The organism is Planctomycetia bacterium (assembly GCA_015075745.1).
Taxonomy (GTDB): Bacteria; Planctomycetota; Phycisphaerae; order UBA1845; family UTPLA1; genus UTPLA1.
In genome coordinates, this window is record JABTTW010000001.1 from 1,544,370 (window position 1) to 1,558,459 (window position 14,090).

11 protein-coding genes are annotated in these 14,090 nt (G+C 59.2%); 7 read left to right on the forward strand and 4 right to left on the reverse strand.

The genetic code is table 11. From position 1 onward, the window contains the following. The first annotated feature begins 98 nt into the window (after positions 1-98). On the forward strand, positions 99-2,312 hold the full coding sequence (locus tag HS101_06060) for an Ig-like domain-containing protein (GenBank protein MBE7505836.1): 2,214 nt from the start codon (positions 99-101) through the stop codon (positions 2,310-2,312). A gap of 183 nt (positions 2,313-2,495) precedes the next feature. On the opposite strand, the gene HS101_06065 is transcribed toward HS101_06060, so the two are convergent. Both HS101_06065 and HS101_06070 read right to left on the reverse strand, forming a co-directional pair. Beyond that, positions 2,496-2,684 (reverse strand): hypothetical protein, encoded by a 189-nt coding sequence (locus tag HS101_06065; GenBank protein MBE7505837.1) that lies wholly within the window; start codon positions 2,682-2,684, stop codon positions 2,496-2,498. 356 nt (positions 2,685-3,040) lie between these two features. Further along, positions 3,041-3,586, reverse strand: coding sequence for a DNA-3-methyladenine glycosylase I (locus HS101_06070; GenBank protein ID MBE7505838.1), 546 nt, complete (start codon positions 3,584-3,586; stop codon positions 3,041-3,043). Positions 3,587-3,683: 97 nt separating this feature from the next. Here HS101_06070 and HS101_06075 point away from each other — a divergent pair, with 97 nt between their 5' ends. The 6 genes from HS101_06075 to HS101_06100 all read left to right on the forward strand — a co-directional run bounded on the left by HS101_06075 (position 3,684) and on the right by HS101_06100 (position 12,929). Next, a complete protein-coding gene (locus HS101_06075; protein ID MBE7505839.1) occupies positions 3,684-4,859 on the forward strand; it encodes an aminotransferase class V-fold PLP-dependent enzyme in 1,176 nt (391 codons plus the stop codon). After that, entirely contained in the window at positions 4,820-7,306 is a 2,487-nt protein-coding gene (locus tag HS101_06080) for a DUF4159 domain-containing protein (protein ID MBE7505840.1), read from the forward strand. Before HS101_06075 ends, HS101_06080 begins: the two co-directional genes overlap by 40 nt. Further along, positions 7,261-8,286: a glycosyltransferase family 9 protein gene (locus HS101_06085; GenBank protein ID MBE7505841.1), complete on the forward strand. Its 1,026-nt coding sequence runs from the start codon at positions 7,261-7,263 to the stop codon at positions 8,284-8,286. Before HS101_06080 ends, HS101_06085 begins: the two co-directional genes overlap by 46 nt. Positions 8,287-8,301: 15 nt before the next feature. After that, positions 8,302-9,264 carry a GNAT family N-acetyltransferase gene (locus tag HS101_06090; GenBank protein MBE7505842.1) on the forward strand — a complete coding sequence of 321 codons (963 nt, stop codon included), beginning with the start codon at positions 8,302-8,304 and terminating at the stop codon, positions 9,262-9,264. Between the two features lie 353 nt (positions 9,265-9,617). Then, complete coding sequence (gene dnaA / locus HS101_06095; protein ID MBE7505843.1) at positions 9,618-11,042, forward strand: chromosomal replication initiator protein DnaA; 1,425 nt, start codon at positions 9,618-9,620, stop codon at positions 11,040-11,042. 354 nt (positions 11,043-11,396) lie between these two features. After that, positions 11,397-12,929 carry a trypsin-like peptidase domain-containing protein gene (locus HS101_06100; GenBank protein ID MBE7505844.1) on the forward strand — a complete coding sequence of 511 codons (1,533 nt, stop codon included), beginning with the start codon at positions 11,397-11,399 and terminating at the stop codon, positions 12,927-12,929. Positions 12,930-12,962: 33 nt separating this feature from the next. Here the strand turns inward: HS101_06100 and HS101_06105 are convergent, their stop codons facing one another. Further along, on the reverse strand, positions 12,963-13,280 hold the full coding sequence (locus HS101_06105; protein MBE7505845.1) for a hypothetical protein: 318 nt from the start codon (positions 13,278-13,280) through the stop codon (positions 12,963-12,965). 6 nt (positions 13,281-13,286) lie between these two features. Continuing rightward, positions 13,287-14,060 (reverse strand): FliA/WhiG family RNA polymerase sigma factor, encoded by a 774-nt coding sequence (locus HS101_06110; protein ID MBE7505846.1) that lies wholly within the window; start codon positions 14,058-14,060, stop codon positions 13,287-13,289. Positions 14,061-14,090: the final 30 nt, after the last annotated feature.

Here is a 14,090-nt window from a genome sequence, read left to right on the forward strand (position 1 = left end):
GATTAGATGCTTAAGTGTTCATCTGATGGGTGTTCGCCGCATGCATCGAGGCGACGCAAGAGAGTTATTGGCCTCCGCCCCGAACGATCGGCGCAATCATGAATGAGATGAAACACGCCAATCCCAGACGTTTTGGGGTGCTGCTTGTTACCGTTGCGTTGGCACAGGCATGTGCCTGCCAGAGCACCATCCAACTTGAAGTTCCACTCTCACCGGTAGGAACTGACACGAATGCCCAGAAACCAGGATCCACACCCGACGATTCCGAAGATCCTTCGCCCACCCCGATCGTCATCAATCCCACTGGTGAGTACACGCAGTATGTCTTGACGGATCGACAGCGATTCGTGGGCCTGCCCGCGTGGATGCCGGGGGTGGATTACAACACGTTGACGTTTACGATCCTGGCAGCACCGACGCATGGCACTTTGTATGGCACGGCGCCGAATCTCGTATATGTGCCGGAGGCCGGTTTTTCGGGAGATGACGAGTTTATCTACCGCGCGGCGGGCGGGAGTCAGTCGCTGCAACGACGCGTCAAGCTCAAAGTCGCCCCCACGTTTGTGCCTCCCATCGGAATTCCGTCGCCGCCCTTTGGAATTGAGGAATCCCACCATATGTATGACGGTGCGACGTTTGACTTTGGCAGCGGGCCAGAGCCGTACCGCGACGCGGGCAACGGGCCTTACACGCACTATATAGACTGCAACGTCGGCTTGGATTATTTGCCGCCGTCTAGTACGCCGAATCCGTTTGGAACGGCCGCCTCGCCGCGAAAGACGATTCCGGATTCCCTCCCCGACGGAAGCGTGGTCGAGCTGCACGGCGTCGGATTTGACACGCAACTCTTGAAGAGCGTTTCCGGTACCGGGTCGGCTGCAAAACCCATCTTCATTCGAGGAGCGAGCCCGACCCAGAAGCCCATCGTACGGCGGCCACTCCAAATCAAGTGTGACTATGTGATAGTCGAGAACATCGATTTCGACTACTCCGACTATGGTTCACCAAGTCTCAATGGCGTCGGCGCGATGGTTCGCGTCTATGAGGAGACGAGCCCGGCTTTGCGATTATTCCACCACATCTCCGTGCGGCATTGCCTTTTTCGTGACATGCCGAGAGACCCAAATGAAGGGGTGGCGATTGCGACCAGCTTCTCGGTCCAAGACACGCCTTCATCGCCCAATGACGCGACGAGCCTTTTGGAGTACCTCGTTGTTTATGATATCGAAGCCCGCAATTTGGGCGAATGGAATAACCCCTCGGGCTCAACTGATTATCTCGGGCCGCACTTCGGCGCTAATACCCGGCACGTCTGGCTGCTCGATTCGCACCTGCATCACCTCGGCAGCCATGCCGCAGCCTTTACTCGAACCAACGCTTTATCCGATCAGGCGCCTTGCAGAAACGGATACGCCGGTCGTTGCTATATGCATCACTGCAAGGAAAGCGCCTTTATCTTCAAGCACGCTCGCGATTCGATATTGTCCCAATCGATATTGCATACTTCGCGCGATTCCGATTCCGGACCGGGCGATGGTGTCGCCATCCACTCAAACGACTCCAATGCAAACTGGCCCGCCTCGGATAACATCTGGGTTCTGTTCAATGAAGTCTATGACACCGAACGAGGCATCGATCACACGAGCCCGCCGTCGATGCCGGTCGGCACTTTCGGGCGATCCTATATTATTGGCAACGTCGTCCACGACGTATATGACGCGGGCGATCTCAGCTACACCAACGGCTCTGGAATCAGTCACTCGAAACTGACTCAGGTCCGAATCATCAATAACACGATCTATAGCTGCGACCAGGGCATCTGGTGGGGCACCTCAGGCCTGACCGAGCCGGGTCGGTGCACGACCGTCGTTCGCAATAACCTGATTGCCAACTTGAGCGAGAAATACCTGCAGACGAACGGCGTAGACGGCCTTCACTTCAACGTGACTCCAGATTCGATCATTCCATTTCCATATAGCGTCGTGGATCATAATCTGCACTGGGAAGACGTCGGAAATGTTCGGTTCATGATTGTGGCGCCGTTCGGCGTGACGAGATATTTCTTCCTGCTCCCGGATATGTTCCTCGTGACCGGACTGGGCGGCGATTCTCTTCAGACGCCGCCGCTGCTGAGCAATCCGGCGGACCATTCGTACTTCCTCACCGGGGCCAGTCCATGCGTGAACGCGGGCGTTTTGGACGACGCCTATACGACGTTCCAGTTAACGTTTGGGCGTTCGATTCGATTCTACCAGGACGGAACGGCCTTCACGCCCGGCCAGGTCAATATCGGCGCTCTTCCGGTCAAATGATCGATCAGGATGGCCACGCCTCAGGATGTCCACGCCCAGGCAGACTGTTCGGCGGACGGCATCGGCCGACGTTCGAGACTCAGGTTTGAATAAACATCGTATTTCGACAGCGAGACGTCGGCGCGGCAGAGACGGCTCATTCGAAACCGGCCACGCGCGAGTGCCGATGAATTGGCGGTCGGACTAGAAGATCCGCGGCCCGGCGTTGAGGGCGTAGGTCTTGCATTCCTCGTCTGACATGACCGGCATACCGATCTCACGCAGCTCTCGATCAATCCACGACCGCATAGACATGTTCGTCTTTTGCTCGGCGTAGCTGATCTTGGCGCGCGTAATGATCTCGTGCCTGGACTTCTCTTCGGTCATTCTCATCTTCTGTTTCCTTGTATCGTTTGGCGGCCCATGCGGCGTTGAGGTAAAAGGATTGATGCCTGGCGCCTCAGCGCTGTCCGCCTTGAATCCCCGCGAGTTTGCAATCGCCGGAGCGTCGACCATCCTGGTCACGACTGGTTGTCACGTTCCTTCGTCAGTCTTGTCCGTGAGCTTCAAAGAATGCGAGCCTGAGCCTCGCTTTTTGAGAAATTGAGCATGAACTCCTTAGCAGGCCCTTCTGCACAGATCTTAGCATAAGTATCGGTTTCGGCAAGGCCCGGCATTGAATTCCAGGGCGTCGGGCCACGGCCTAGGCCGCTCCAGGGCCCTAAAATAGGCCGTGTGGCGGCTGTGATTTATGTTTGGGCGCGCCAGCATTTCCGATCGTGCTCGGGATCGATTTTTCCGACGCCCATGAGATAGCACTTCGTCGTCTCCGGACCCATGAACTTAAACGTCTTTCGAAATTCCTTAAACAGCTCGGCCCGGTCCCGGGGCGTGGCTGCGGGCAACTGATTAAACCAACGGCCATAAGATCGGTGCCGACCGGCAATCTCCAGGAAGGCACGGGCATTAGACACGACCGCCTCGATCTTTCTACGATTGCGGATGATTGCCGGATCATCGCAAATTCTGTTGATATCTCTCGCCTTGAGTGCCGCGACGCGGTCCACTTTGAATCCGTGGAAGAGCTTGCGAAACGCCGGCCGCTTCTGAAGCACGATCTTCCAAGATAGCCCGCACTGAAACACCTCGAGCGACATCCGCTCCAAGTGCCCTGCGTCAGAGCGAATGGGGACGCCCCACTCATCATCATGATACGCCGCCAGCATCGGGTCGGTCGCAGCCCACTGGCAACGCACCCGACCATCAAGCGAACCGGTATCAACGGCCTTTGGCATTTAATCACCCCTTGGCAAGATGCGAATCGCCGCGCACCCGCGTACAATAAGTCTCTGGCAGCATCATATGCCGCCTCACAAGCCGGAGCCACAGCCCATGGGCCAGAGATTGTATCTGGACAACGCCGCGACCAGCTTTCCCAAGCCGCCGGAAGTCTTCGAGGCGATGCAATCGTACGCCCGGGAAATCGGGGCGTCTGCGGGCCGAGGCGCTTACCGTGAGGCCGTGGAGACCGGCCGCATTGTCACTGATTGTCGGCGCGGACTTGCCCGATTGATCGGGGCGTCCAAGCCGGAGGAGATCGTCTTTACGCTCAATTGTTCGGCCGCCCTGAACCAGGCGATCAAGGGTCTGCTTGTTCAGGGGGATCACGTCGTTGCCACGAAGATGGAGCATAACTCCGTCCTTCGCCCGCTTGGCGGACTGACGACGGCAGGCAAGATTACGACGACCTATGTGGATGTCGACCCCGCGACAGGGCTTGTGCGACCGAGCGATGTCCTTTCGGCACTGCGACCTGACACGCGGCTCGTGTGCGTCGTGCATGGCAGCAACGTCACCGGTGCGGTACAGCCAATCGAGGAAATCGGGCCGGAACTGAGACGACGGGGCGTGCTCCTGCTCGTCGATGCGGCGCAGACGGCAGGCCACCTTCCATTAGACGTTCAAAGCGGATGTTTCGATTTCCTCGCTATGCCGGGACATAAGGGATTGATGGGCCCGCTGGGAACCGGCGCGCTCTACATTCGCCAGGGCCTTGAGGAAGCGCTGAGGCCGTTGATCGAAGGGGGCACGGGCAGTGTGAGCGAACACCCTGTACAGCCGGACTTCATGCCGGACAAGTTCGAGTCGGGCAGTCACAATGCCATCGGCCTTGCCGGGCTTGGCGCTGCCATCCAGTGGATCGAGGCGAAAGGGATGGAGTCGCTGATGCGGCACGATCGTGAATTGTCAGGGCGATTTCTTGATGCGGCCCGAGAGATTCCGGAACTGACCGTGTACGGGCCACAAGAGCCGACATCTCGCGTTGCGGTGTTCAGCATCCGGCTGGGTGGGTTGGATCCGCAGGAGCTTTCATCCCTTATGGAGAGTGAGTTCGGGATTCTGAGCCGCTCGGGAATTCATTGTGCCCCGCTTGCACACCAGTCCATTGGAACCCATGCCGACGGCGGAACGACCCGCCTATCGTTCGGTGCTTTCAACACGCCGCAGGACGTAGATCGTTGTATTGAATGCCTGAGAGAACTTTCCACGGTTGCTTCGCGAGCCTGACCCGTGACGTCCGCACGAGGCTTGCGCTCGGGTGGCTCCTTGCCATCTCGGTGTCTGCATCGACGGTCGGCGCTGCGATGGCGGAACCGACAACCGCCGATGTCGACGCCGAGATCGGTCAGGGTATCGCGGCGTTGCTTGATGCGATTCAGCTCGAGGATGACATTCAGTACAGCCCGGCCGGCAAGCCCGGCCAGACGATCCGATTGCAGGGGATCATCGGCCGGCGGACGAAGAAGTGGATCGAGATCAAGAACAAGGACGGCAGGACGGTTCAGATTCCGCTCGATGCCATTACGGTCTGGAACCGCTCCGGTTATGTGAAAAACGAGCTGAGTTCGTACTACCTCGGCGGTCCGACCGCGCTGGCGGGGTTGGCCCTGCTGAGCGCCGGCGTGGGCCACAACGATCCGAAGATGGCGTCGCTGCTGGAAACCCTGATCGCCGAGCCGAACATGCAATCCGGCACATACGTCCATAGCCTTCGTGCCGCGATGCTCAGCGCCCTATTGGACCGCAATTTATCGCCGACGACGCGTACCAAATACGCGCGACTTCTGCGACGGGAAGTGAACTGGCTCGCCGGCGCCGGCCGGGGCAACGGCGGCTACGGTTATACATTGGACGACGCCCCCCACTGGGATCACTCCAACACGCAATTCGCCAATCTCGGCCTGTGGGCCGGGGCGCTCGCCGACGTGGGCACAAAGAGAAGCGTGTGGTCCTTGATGCGAGACCATTGGCTGACATCGCAGACGGACTCCGGCGGCTGGTCTTACCGTGACAACAATTCATCACCAACATCTTCCATGACCCTTGCGGGGTGCAATAGTCTTTTCATCGTTCTCGATCGTTACTTCCCGCTGCGGGAAGGTCGCTATGTTGTCTTCGAGGGCATTCCTCCCAATCGAAAGGCTCGCGAGGCGATGAAGCGGGTTTATGACGCGATTTTGCGCGGCGACGCGTTTCTCACTACGAATCCGCCGGACGTCAGTCAGCACGAAGGCTACGAATTATTCGGTCTTGAGCGGCTGGGGCTGGCAAGCGGCCGGGCACGTATCGGCGGCGTGGACTGGTACGCGAGCAATCTCAAAAAAATCCTGGGGCGCGAATGGGGACGAAGCGTCGTGGCCGATTCATTTGCGCTTATCTTCCTCGCGCACGGCCAGGCTCCCATTTTCATTCAAAAAATGCAGTACGGAGCCGACGAGGACCAGTGGAACTACTACTACCGCGATCTGGCGGGCATTACGCGATTCCTGAGCAAGTCGTTTGAACGACTGTATCGATGGCAGATTGTCGGTTCACATGCCACGCTTGACGAACTGCGCGACGCCCCGATTCTGTATCTTTCCGGAAGCGGAATACTTGAACTGCCCGAGGACACACTCGCCAACATTCGCGCGTACATCGACGACGGCGGGGTTGTGTTTCTCCATGCCGATCGGGCAAGCGGCCGGTTCACCGACTCAGCCGCGAAGCTCTTTGAGCGGATGTTTCGCGATCGGGGATATCGCTTTGAAGTGCTTCCCGAGGACCATCCCGTTTTTCACTGCCACTTCGGAGGGCCCGCTTCGGTCTGGGAGAGACGCCCACCGCTTCGAGGCATGTCGGATGGATCGCGCGTCGCCGTTTTTCTTTGTCCGGTCGATATTGCCGGGGCCTGGCATCAGGAGCGCACGCGATTTGTCGATCTGTTTCGGATCTTTGTGAACCTGAGAGTTTACACCGCCCCACCGTATCAGCAGCTACCGCGGAGGATGCCCGATGGGCCGACCGCGCAACGAGCCAACGTTGGCCGGGCCCGAGTTTCGGTGGGGACATTCAAACATGCCGGTGAGTGGGACCGACACCCGAATACTTGGCGGCGATATGGCAGTGGCAGCGACAGCCGCTGCGGCATCTCGATTGACGATCGCGGAATCATTACCGCTGCCAGCGCCGCAGATCGCTCGAGCTTGCCGGACGTCCTGCATGTGAAAGTGCCGACCGCGGGAGGACCGACCGAGGCGGAAGCCAAGTTTCTCATTTCGGCGATGAGCGCCGGTACGGTCGTTCTGATCGACGCAGCGGATGGGATGTCAGCGGGCATCTCCGCCGTTCCGCAATGGGTCGAGGCCCTCAACTTCGGCCGTCGCGAGGTACTCGCTCAGGATCATCCGATCGCCACCGGCGCGTTTGAGGGTGGCAATCGTCTCATTTCATTGCAGACAACGGATGCCGGTGCATCTCTGAGGCAGGGCGACGCGGCGCCGCCGATTTACCTGCGAACCATCGAGAATCGTGTGGCCCTGATAGCCTGCCCGTTCGACCTGTCCGCGGGGATGGATCGGCACTTTATCTGGAATCGCGTCGGCTACCTGCCGGAATCAACGAATCAGATCATGGACAACATCCTGCTATGGACACTCGAACAGAGACGGGGCGCCGCTTCGAACGAGCGCTGATCGTCCACGGCGGCGCGCTCGGCGATCTCATTTTGAGCCTGCGACTTGTTGAGGCACTTCGCCTCAGCGGCGCGAGTCGTGTCAGCCTGCTGGCAAGGCCGACGAGCGCGCGACTTTGTCTCACGTGCGGCGCGGTTGAAGAGTTGCGCGATATCGAAGGGGGGGGATTTCATCGGCTCTTCGGCAGCGCGGATGAGCTGCCGGGCGAAGTGCGCGTCTGGCTGGGCGCTCATGACATCGCGATCAACACGCTCGGCGATCCGGAAGGCTTGATAGCCGGTAACCTGCGAGCTACGGGAATCGCTCACACAGTCAGCATCGACCCGCGACCCCGGGAAGACTTGCTCGGCCACGTGAGCGATCAATGGCTCCTCGACCTCAAGGCACATGGGATGAATGCCCATGTGGGGCATCCGCGACTGGTTGTTCCCGCGTCGCTTCGGACTGAAGCGCAAAGGATTCTTCACGCCTGTCGCGATGGCGTCGCCGCTCGGCCGATCCTCCTTCATCCCGGCAGCGGCGGGCGTGACAAGTGCTGGAAGACCGATTGCTTCGTCGAATTGAGCGAGGTATTGCGACGTCGCGGATTTCTACCGATTTTTGTCCTCGGCCCAGTTGAAATGGAACGGTTCCCGGCAGATGAAATCCGATCGCTACGCGACGCCACCAAGACCATCGAGAGTCCTGCGCTCGAACTGCTCGCCGGACTTATTGCGGAGGCCGGCCTGTTTGTGGGCAACGACAGCGGCGTTTCGCATCTTGCCGCGGCGGTCGGCGCCAAAACCCTTGCCTTGTTTGGTCCGACGAATCCGGCCCTATGGCGACCGCTGGGAGAAAACGTTCGCATCGTACAGGGCAAGACGCCCCCTGATATGCCGACGGTGTCGGAAGTGCTGCCGCATCTTGATTTGTTCGACTCGATTCAGACCGGCGTGCCGTTACAATCGGTCGATCAAACTGAGTCAGCGTCCCATCCGTAAAAGGCGCAGCGCCCCATGCCGACGGAATTGTCCTGCCAAACTCTGCTCGCCGGGCCGACCGACGCGCGCCGCGTCCTGCGCATGACCCTGGCGACGCAAGACCAGTCGGCCGTTGAGTTGGAAAGCCACGTCAGCTCGTTTATCCAGTATGCCCGCGTGATGAATCTCGATCTTTCCCGGCAGTGGCTGCTGCAGAGCGCGGGGCGCATCATCAGTGCCTGCACGTGCATCGAGTCTCCGGGCCGGACCGCGATGTTGTTCCTGCCGGAAAGCCGGAGACAGTCAGCGACGGCGTCGCAAGTCGTGGCTATGCTGCGCGGGGTGCTTGCCGAGGAAGCGACGCGCGGCATCCGGTTGGCGCAGTGCCTCCTTGGGCCCACGGATGCCGGTCTTCGTGCCGCCTTATGCGCCGTGGGTTTCTCGGAGATTGCGGAACTGCTTTACATGGAGTGCCCTTCGTCCAATGTGACGCGGATAAATTATTCCGTCGGTGGTTCTGAAGCGGCTAAGGCCACCTGGATGACCTATTCATCCCAAATACACGACGAACTGGCGGCCCTGATCCTCGAAACCTATCGAGAAAGCCTGGATTGTCCGGGCCTTTCCGGGTTGCGGGACATTGAGGACATCATCGCTGGTCACAAAAGCGCGGGGATATTTCGGCCGGAGCGATGGCTTATTTACGGGCGGGCGGGCAGCCCGGTGGCTTGTATTCTCTTGGGAGAGAGTCCTTTGCGCTCGGCGCTGGAAGTGGTGTATATGGGCGTGCATCCCTCGTCGCGCGGACAAGGGTTGGGCAATTCTCTTTTGGCGAAAGCGCTTGAGATTGCGCATGCCCAAGGCATTGAAAGAGTTACGCTCGCCGTCGACGCGCGAAACGCGCCGGCGCTCGCGATTTATCGTCGATTCGGCTTCGAAACGTGTTACCGCCGGACGGCGATGATCTGCCCGATCGGCGTAACCACTCACGCGACGTGAGGATGCGCATCAGAGTCGTCACCTGCGCCAGGTTTTGCACGACTACTCAAGAATTAACGTTGCGTTGTGGGCAAGCCGTGGATGAAAATTTTTTTGCAGTCGCAAATACTTGATTCAACGAGAGTCGCCGCATGTGCAAAACTTTCGTTAAAGTTTCCGATTGACGCGAATCGGCGGCATTCGTATAACTTCGTCCCGGCAAGAAGACGGTTGAAGAGGCAGTCCGGTCAGTACACAGTGCCGGAGGAGACCAGAAGCGTCAGCATTCGCAGCTTTTTGCCCCGTTTATAAAACCTCAGATCAGGAAATTCGCACTCGATAATTCGAGATGCGGTCGTTGGAAGGAGCGCGCCGTGGCCATTGAGATTCAGGATCCCATTGATCGAATTCGAACGCAGATTGAGGAAATCGTCGGTTCACAGCAGTTCAAAATCTGGTTCCGGCATTCGACTCAGTTCAGTCTGTCCGATGATATCCTGAAAGTCGGCGTTCCGAATTTGTTCATCGGCGGCTGGATCGAAGACCACTTCGCGGACTCCATCGCCGAGGCCGCCGAACAGGTCATGGGTCGCCCTATCAAGGTGACGTATTCGATCGACCCGGTTCTGTTTCGCAGCATGCGAAAGAGCCAGCTCAACTCGCAGGCGGCCTACATTGAAAAGAACGCCGAGCGGTCGACCAAGGAAGGCGGCAACGGCGCCGTGCCTGCCCGCGATCCGCAGCGGACATTGCGGGGCCGGATGGAAGACTTCGTGGTCGGGGCGAATAATCGTCTGGCATACTCAGTCGCCGAGTCGATCATCGAGAACCCAACGTCGGATTCGTCGACTGTCCTCTTCCACAGCGCCTGCGGGCTTGGCAAGACGCATCTGCTTCAGGCGATCGCAAACGGCCTGAGCCGGCACAACGGCAAGGTGCGATGGATTTACGCATCGGGCGAGGACTTCACCAACCAGTTTCTTTACGCCCTTCGGGAACGAAAGCTCGATGCATTTCGACATCGCTTTCGGGACATTGACGTGCTGCTCCTCGATGATATGCAGTTCATCGCCAACAAGAAGGCGACCCAAGAGGAGTTCTTCCACACCTTTAACGCCATCAACGCCGCCGGGAAGCGCGTCATCCTCGCGTCCGACGCTCATCCGCGCATGATGGGCGAGCTTTCCGAGTCACTGGTCAGCCGCCTCGTCTCCGGCATGATCGTCCGCATCGAGCGGCCTGACGTGCAGACGCGCAAGGAGATTCTCCGCCGCCGCGCGACCGCGCTGCAGAAGTCGCTTCCCGAGCCGGTGCTCCAGTACATCGCCGACAAGATTCAGGCCAATGTGCGAGAGCTCGAAGGCTGCCTGGTCAAGCTCCTGGCGTTCGCTTCCCTTTCCCGCGAGCCGATCACCCTTGACATGGCCCGCCGAGCCCTTGATGACCATTTGACGCAGACCGGCAAGCTGCTCACCGTCAGCGACATCGAGCAGAGCGTCGCCACGTTCTTCGGCATCACCCCGGCGGACCTGCATACCTCCAGAAAAAGCCGGGTCATCGCTTTGGCGAGGAACATCGCCATGCATATCGCCCGAAAGCACACCGATTTTTCGTTCCCTGAGATCGGCCGCATGATGGGCAACAAGAACCACACCACCGTTCTGCTGGCATGCCGCCGGATGGGGCAGCTCCTCGCCAGTGACGGGGAAGTGACGTGGCCCAGCCTCAGCGGCGTCCATACCCGCAAGCTCTCCGAGCTCATCCGCTCTTTCGAGGAGCAGCTCGGCTGCGCGGCCTGAAAGCCGACAACGAGACGACGGCGGCGGATTCGTTCGGAATCCGCTGCCTCCCTTGCCTGATTTGACGCATACAATAGGGGACGGCCCGATGGGCGTCCGGGTTATTGGCTGCGCCCACGCCCGAGAATCCGAGCAAAAGGACTTCGACCGACCTCTGATCGACCAAATACGCCAACCGACCGGGGATGATTGGTCGATGATTCAGCGGACGCAGCCAAGGCCGGCGGATCGCGCTATGTTCCGGGTATAAGCGATTCGGTTGAACCGAGTCGGCTCGATGCATTTGGCCGTCCTACTGCAAGGCTGGACATGATGACCCATTATCAAGAGCGTTTTGGATATCGTAGTTTCCTTATGACAGCATGCTGCTGGGCGCTGTTTGGATTGCTGGGTGCATCGAGCCTCCGCGCCGACCCGGACCCGGTCAAACGCGATGCGTCTGGTTTTTATCCTGTCGCGCAAAGGGACTCATCCTCCGACATCGCCCTCCTTGAGCGCCTTTCGAATGCATACAGCGCCATCGCCGACGAGGTGCAGCCATCGGTGGTCAGCATCAAGGCGATGACGATCAACGAGGAAGTGAACGACGAGCTCAAGCGGATGTTTGGCGACGAGAACCTCCAACCCATCCCCATGACCGGAACCGGCAGCGGATTCATTATTGACGATGCAGGATACATCGTGACCAACAATCACGTCGTCGAGGATGCCGGCCGGGTCCAGGTGACCCTTCAGGATGGGCGGGACTTTCTCGCCGAGGTCATCGGGACAGACAAGATGACCGACATCGCGGTCATCAAGATTTCCGCGGACGACCTGAAACCGTGCCGGCTTGGCGATTCGGATGCGATGCGAGTCGGCAATATCGTTCTGGCAATCGGCAGCCCCTTCAAGTTTGGAAACAGCGTCTCTCAGGGCATCATCAGCGCCGTCGGCCGTTCGAATGTCGACGTCAAAATCGATTACAAGGGCTGGTTGCAGACTGACGCCCCCATCAATCCGGGAAACTCCGGCGGTCCGCTTATCAATACCCGCGCCGAGGTGATCGGCATGAGCGTCGCTATTGCCACGGAGTCCGGCGGCTACCAGGGCGTCGGTTTCGCGATTCCATCGAACGTCATCCGCCGCATCGCAGATACGCTCAAGAGGGGTAAAAAGGTCGTCAGAGGCTATCTCGGCGTCGCACTACGACCCGTGAACAGGGCCGTCGCCGAGGCTTATGGGCTTGACGCGGCGTATGGCGCTCTCATCCAGGGCATCATCGATGAATCGGAAGACGCGCCGGCGGTCAAGGCGGGCATGCAGCCTGACGACATTATTCTCAAAGTTGACGACCGACGGGTGCGTGACGTGGAGGACCTGCAAGACCTGGTCGCCCAGATGCCGCCGGGTACGAAGGCCCGCTTCAACATCTGGCGACATAAGCGTTCGAAGGTTGTCACCGTTGAAATTGGTAAGCAGCCGCTGAATTTCAGTACGCAGACCTCCAGATTCGACCCTTCGTCTCAAGATGAGAGCGACACCAAGGAGCCCGGCAGCATTTCGAACTCGGAGAAGCCCGAGGACAAGATTCAAAGTGAGATGGGTGCCGAGTATGTCGAGCGACTGGGAATCTATGCCGCCACGCTGACACCGGAACTCCGGAAGAGATTTCGGACCCGAAGTGAGGTCGAGACCGGCGCGATTATTACACTGGTGGATCCGCTCGGTGAGGGATTCGCCGCTGATCTGCGCCGAGGCTTTGTCATTCAGGCCGTCAATGACGACGAGATCGAGAGCATCGGGGACTTGAAGCGAACCCTTGAGAACCTCAAGGACGCCCGAAGTGCCCGAATGGAGGTTCAGGACGGCCGCGGCGTGGGTCGAGTTGTCGTGCGCTTGCGCTGAGCGGGCTTCGCTTTGATATCGCGCGACTCATTCTCACGCAGACAGGTCGATGTGTGGGCGGCCGGATTCGTCAGTGGTAATCCCGGCGTCATCCTGGGCTTCGTCCTGTTCTTCCTCTCCTGCGGGGGTGTCCTGGCGACCCTGACTGCCCAGACCCCCGGAATCAGTGTGAACCTGTGTGTCGTCGGTGTCGGTGCCTTCGACTTCCAGGATCGCGTCAGGGCCTCCCGTGAGGGCCTTTGCCCGACTCTGTTCGGCGTTCTTGTCCGCATCGGTCTTGCGGGCCTGCTCGGCCTGCGCCGTGCCGGACTGGAGGACGGAGGCGATTGGATTAGGCGGAATGGCGGACACGATTGGCTAGACCCGGAATTCCTTGTCACGCTGGCGAAGCTGAAATCGAAGCCGATCGACGATCGCGGAGTGCATCTGGCTGACCCGGCTCTCCGACAGATCGAGCGTCAGGCCGATTTCCTTCATGGTCATCTCTTCGTAGTAATAAAGAATCAGGATGAGGCGCTCAGTTGAAGTCAGTCCCTGCTGAATGAGCCGCTTGAGATCGGCCTTCTGGACTTCCTGTTGCGGACTGCTCGCCCGCTCGTCGCGGACGACGTCGATTTCGGTCAGCTCGCGCGAGGAATCGTTGCCGTAAGCCTTGCGCGAGAGCGAGGTCATTGAGACGGCGTTGGAATCCCTCGACATGCGGTCGAATTCCGCCGCCGAGACGCCGATCTTCTGAGCGACTTCCTTCTGGGTGGGCAGACGGCCCAGTTCGCCCTGGAGTTCCTTGGTAGCCTGCTGAATCTTCTGCGACCGGTTGCGGACAAGCCTCGGGACCCAGTCCATCGAGCGGAGCTCGTCGAGGATGGCGCCGCGTACACGGGGCGAACAATACGTCTCGAACTTGACGCCTCGCTCCATGTCGAAGGCCTCGATGGCGTCCATCAGTCCGAAGGCGCCGGCGGAGATGAGGTCGTCCAGTTCCACCTCGGTGGGCAGCTTGGCGTGAACGCGCTCGGCGTTGAATCGAACGATGGGGAGGTATTGCTGAATGAGGATGTTGCGAAGCTCGCGGCTGGGGTTTTTCTTGTATTGCCGCCAGATATCTTGAATGTCCGTATCGACTGCCAGCATACGCCGTACTCCTGCTTGACCTTGGACGAC

Bases quoted from the DNA above. Each gene is read 5' to 3' on its own strand.
- HS101_06060 (MBE7505836.1), top strand. From the start codon at position 99: ATGAATGAGATGAAACACGCCAATCCCAGACGTTTTGGGGTGCTGCTT.
- HS101_06070 (MBE7505838.1), bottom strand. From the start codon at position 3,586: ATGCCAAAGGCCGTTGATACCGGTTCGCTTGATGGTCGGGTGCGTTGC.
- HS101_06090 (MBE7505842.1), top strand. From the start codon at position 8,302: ATGCCGACGGAATTGTCCTGCCAAACTCTGCTCGCCGGGCCGACCGAC.
- HS101_06080 (MBE7505840.1), top strand. From the start codon at position 4,820: ATGCCTGAGAGAACTTTCCACGGTTGCTTCGCGAGCCTGACCCGTGAC.
- HS101_06085 (MBE7505841.1), top strand. From the start codon at position 7,261: ATGGACACTCGAACAGAGACGGGGCGCCGCTTCGAACGAGCGCTGATC.
- HS101_06075 (MBE7505839.1), top strand. From the start codon at position 3,684: ATGGGCCAGAGATTGTATCTGGACAACGCCGCGACCAGCTTTCCCAAG.
- HS101_06065 (MBE7505837.1), bottom strand. From the start codon at position 2,684: ATGAGAATGACCGAAGAGAAGTCCAGGCACGAGATCATTACGCGCGCC.
- HS101_06100 (MBE7505844.1), top strand. From the start codon at position 11,397: ATGACAGCATGCTGCTGGGCGCTGTTTGGATTGCTGGGTGCATCGAGC.
- HS101_06110 (MBE7505846.1), bottom strand. From the start codon at position 14,060: ATGCTGGCAGTCGATACGGACATTCAAGATATCTGGCGGCAATACAAG.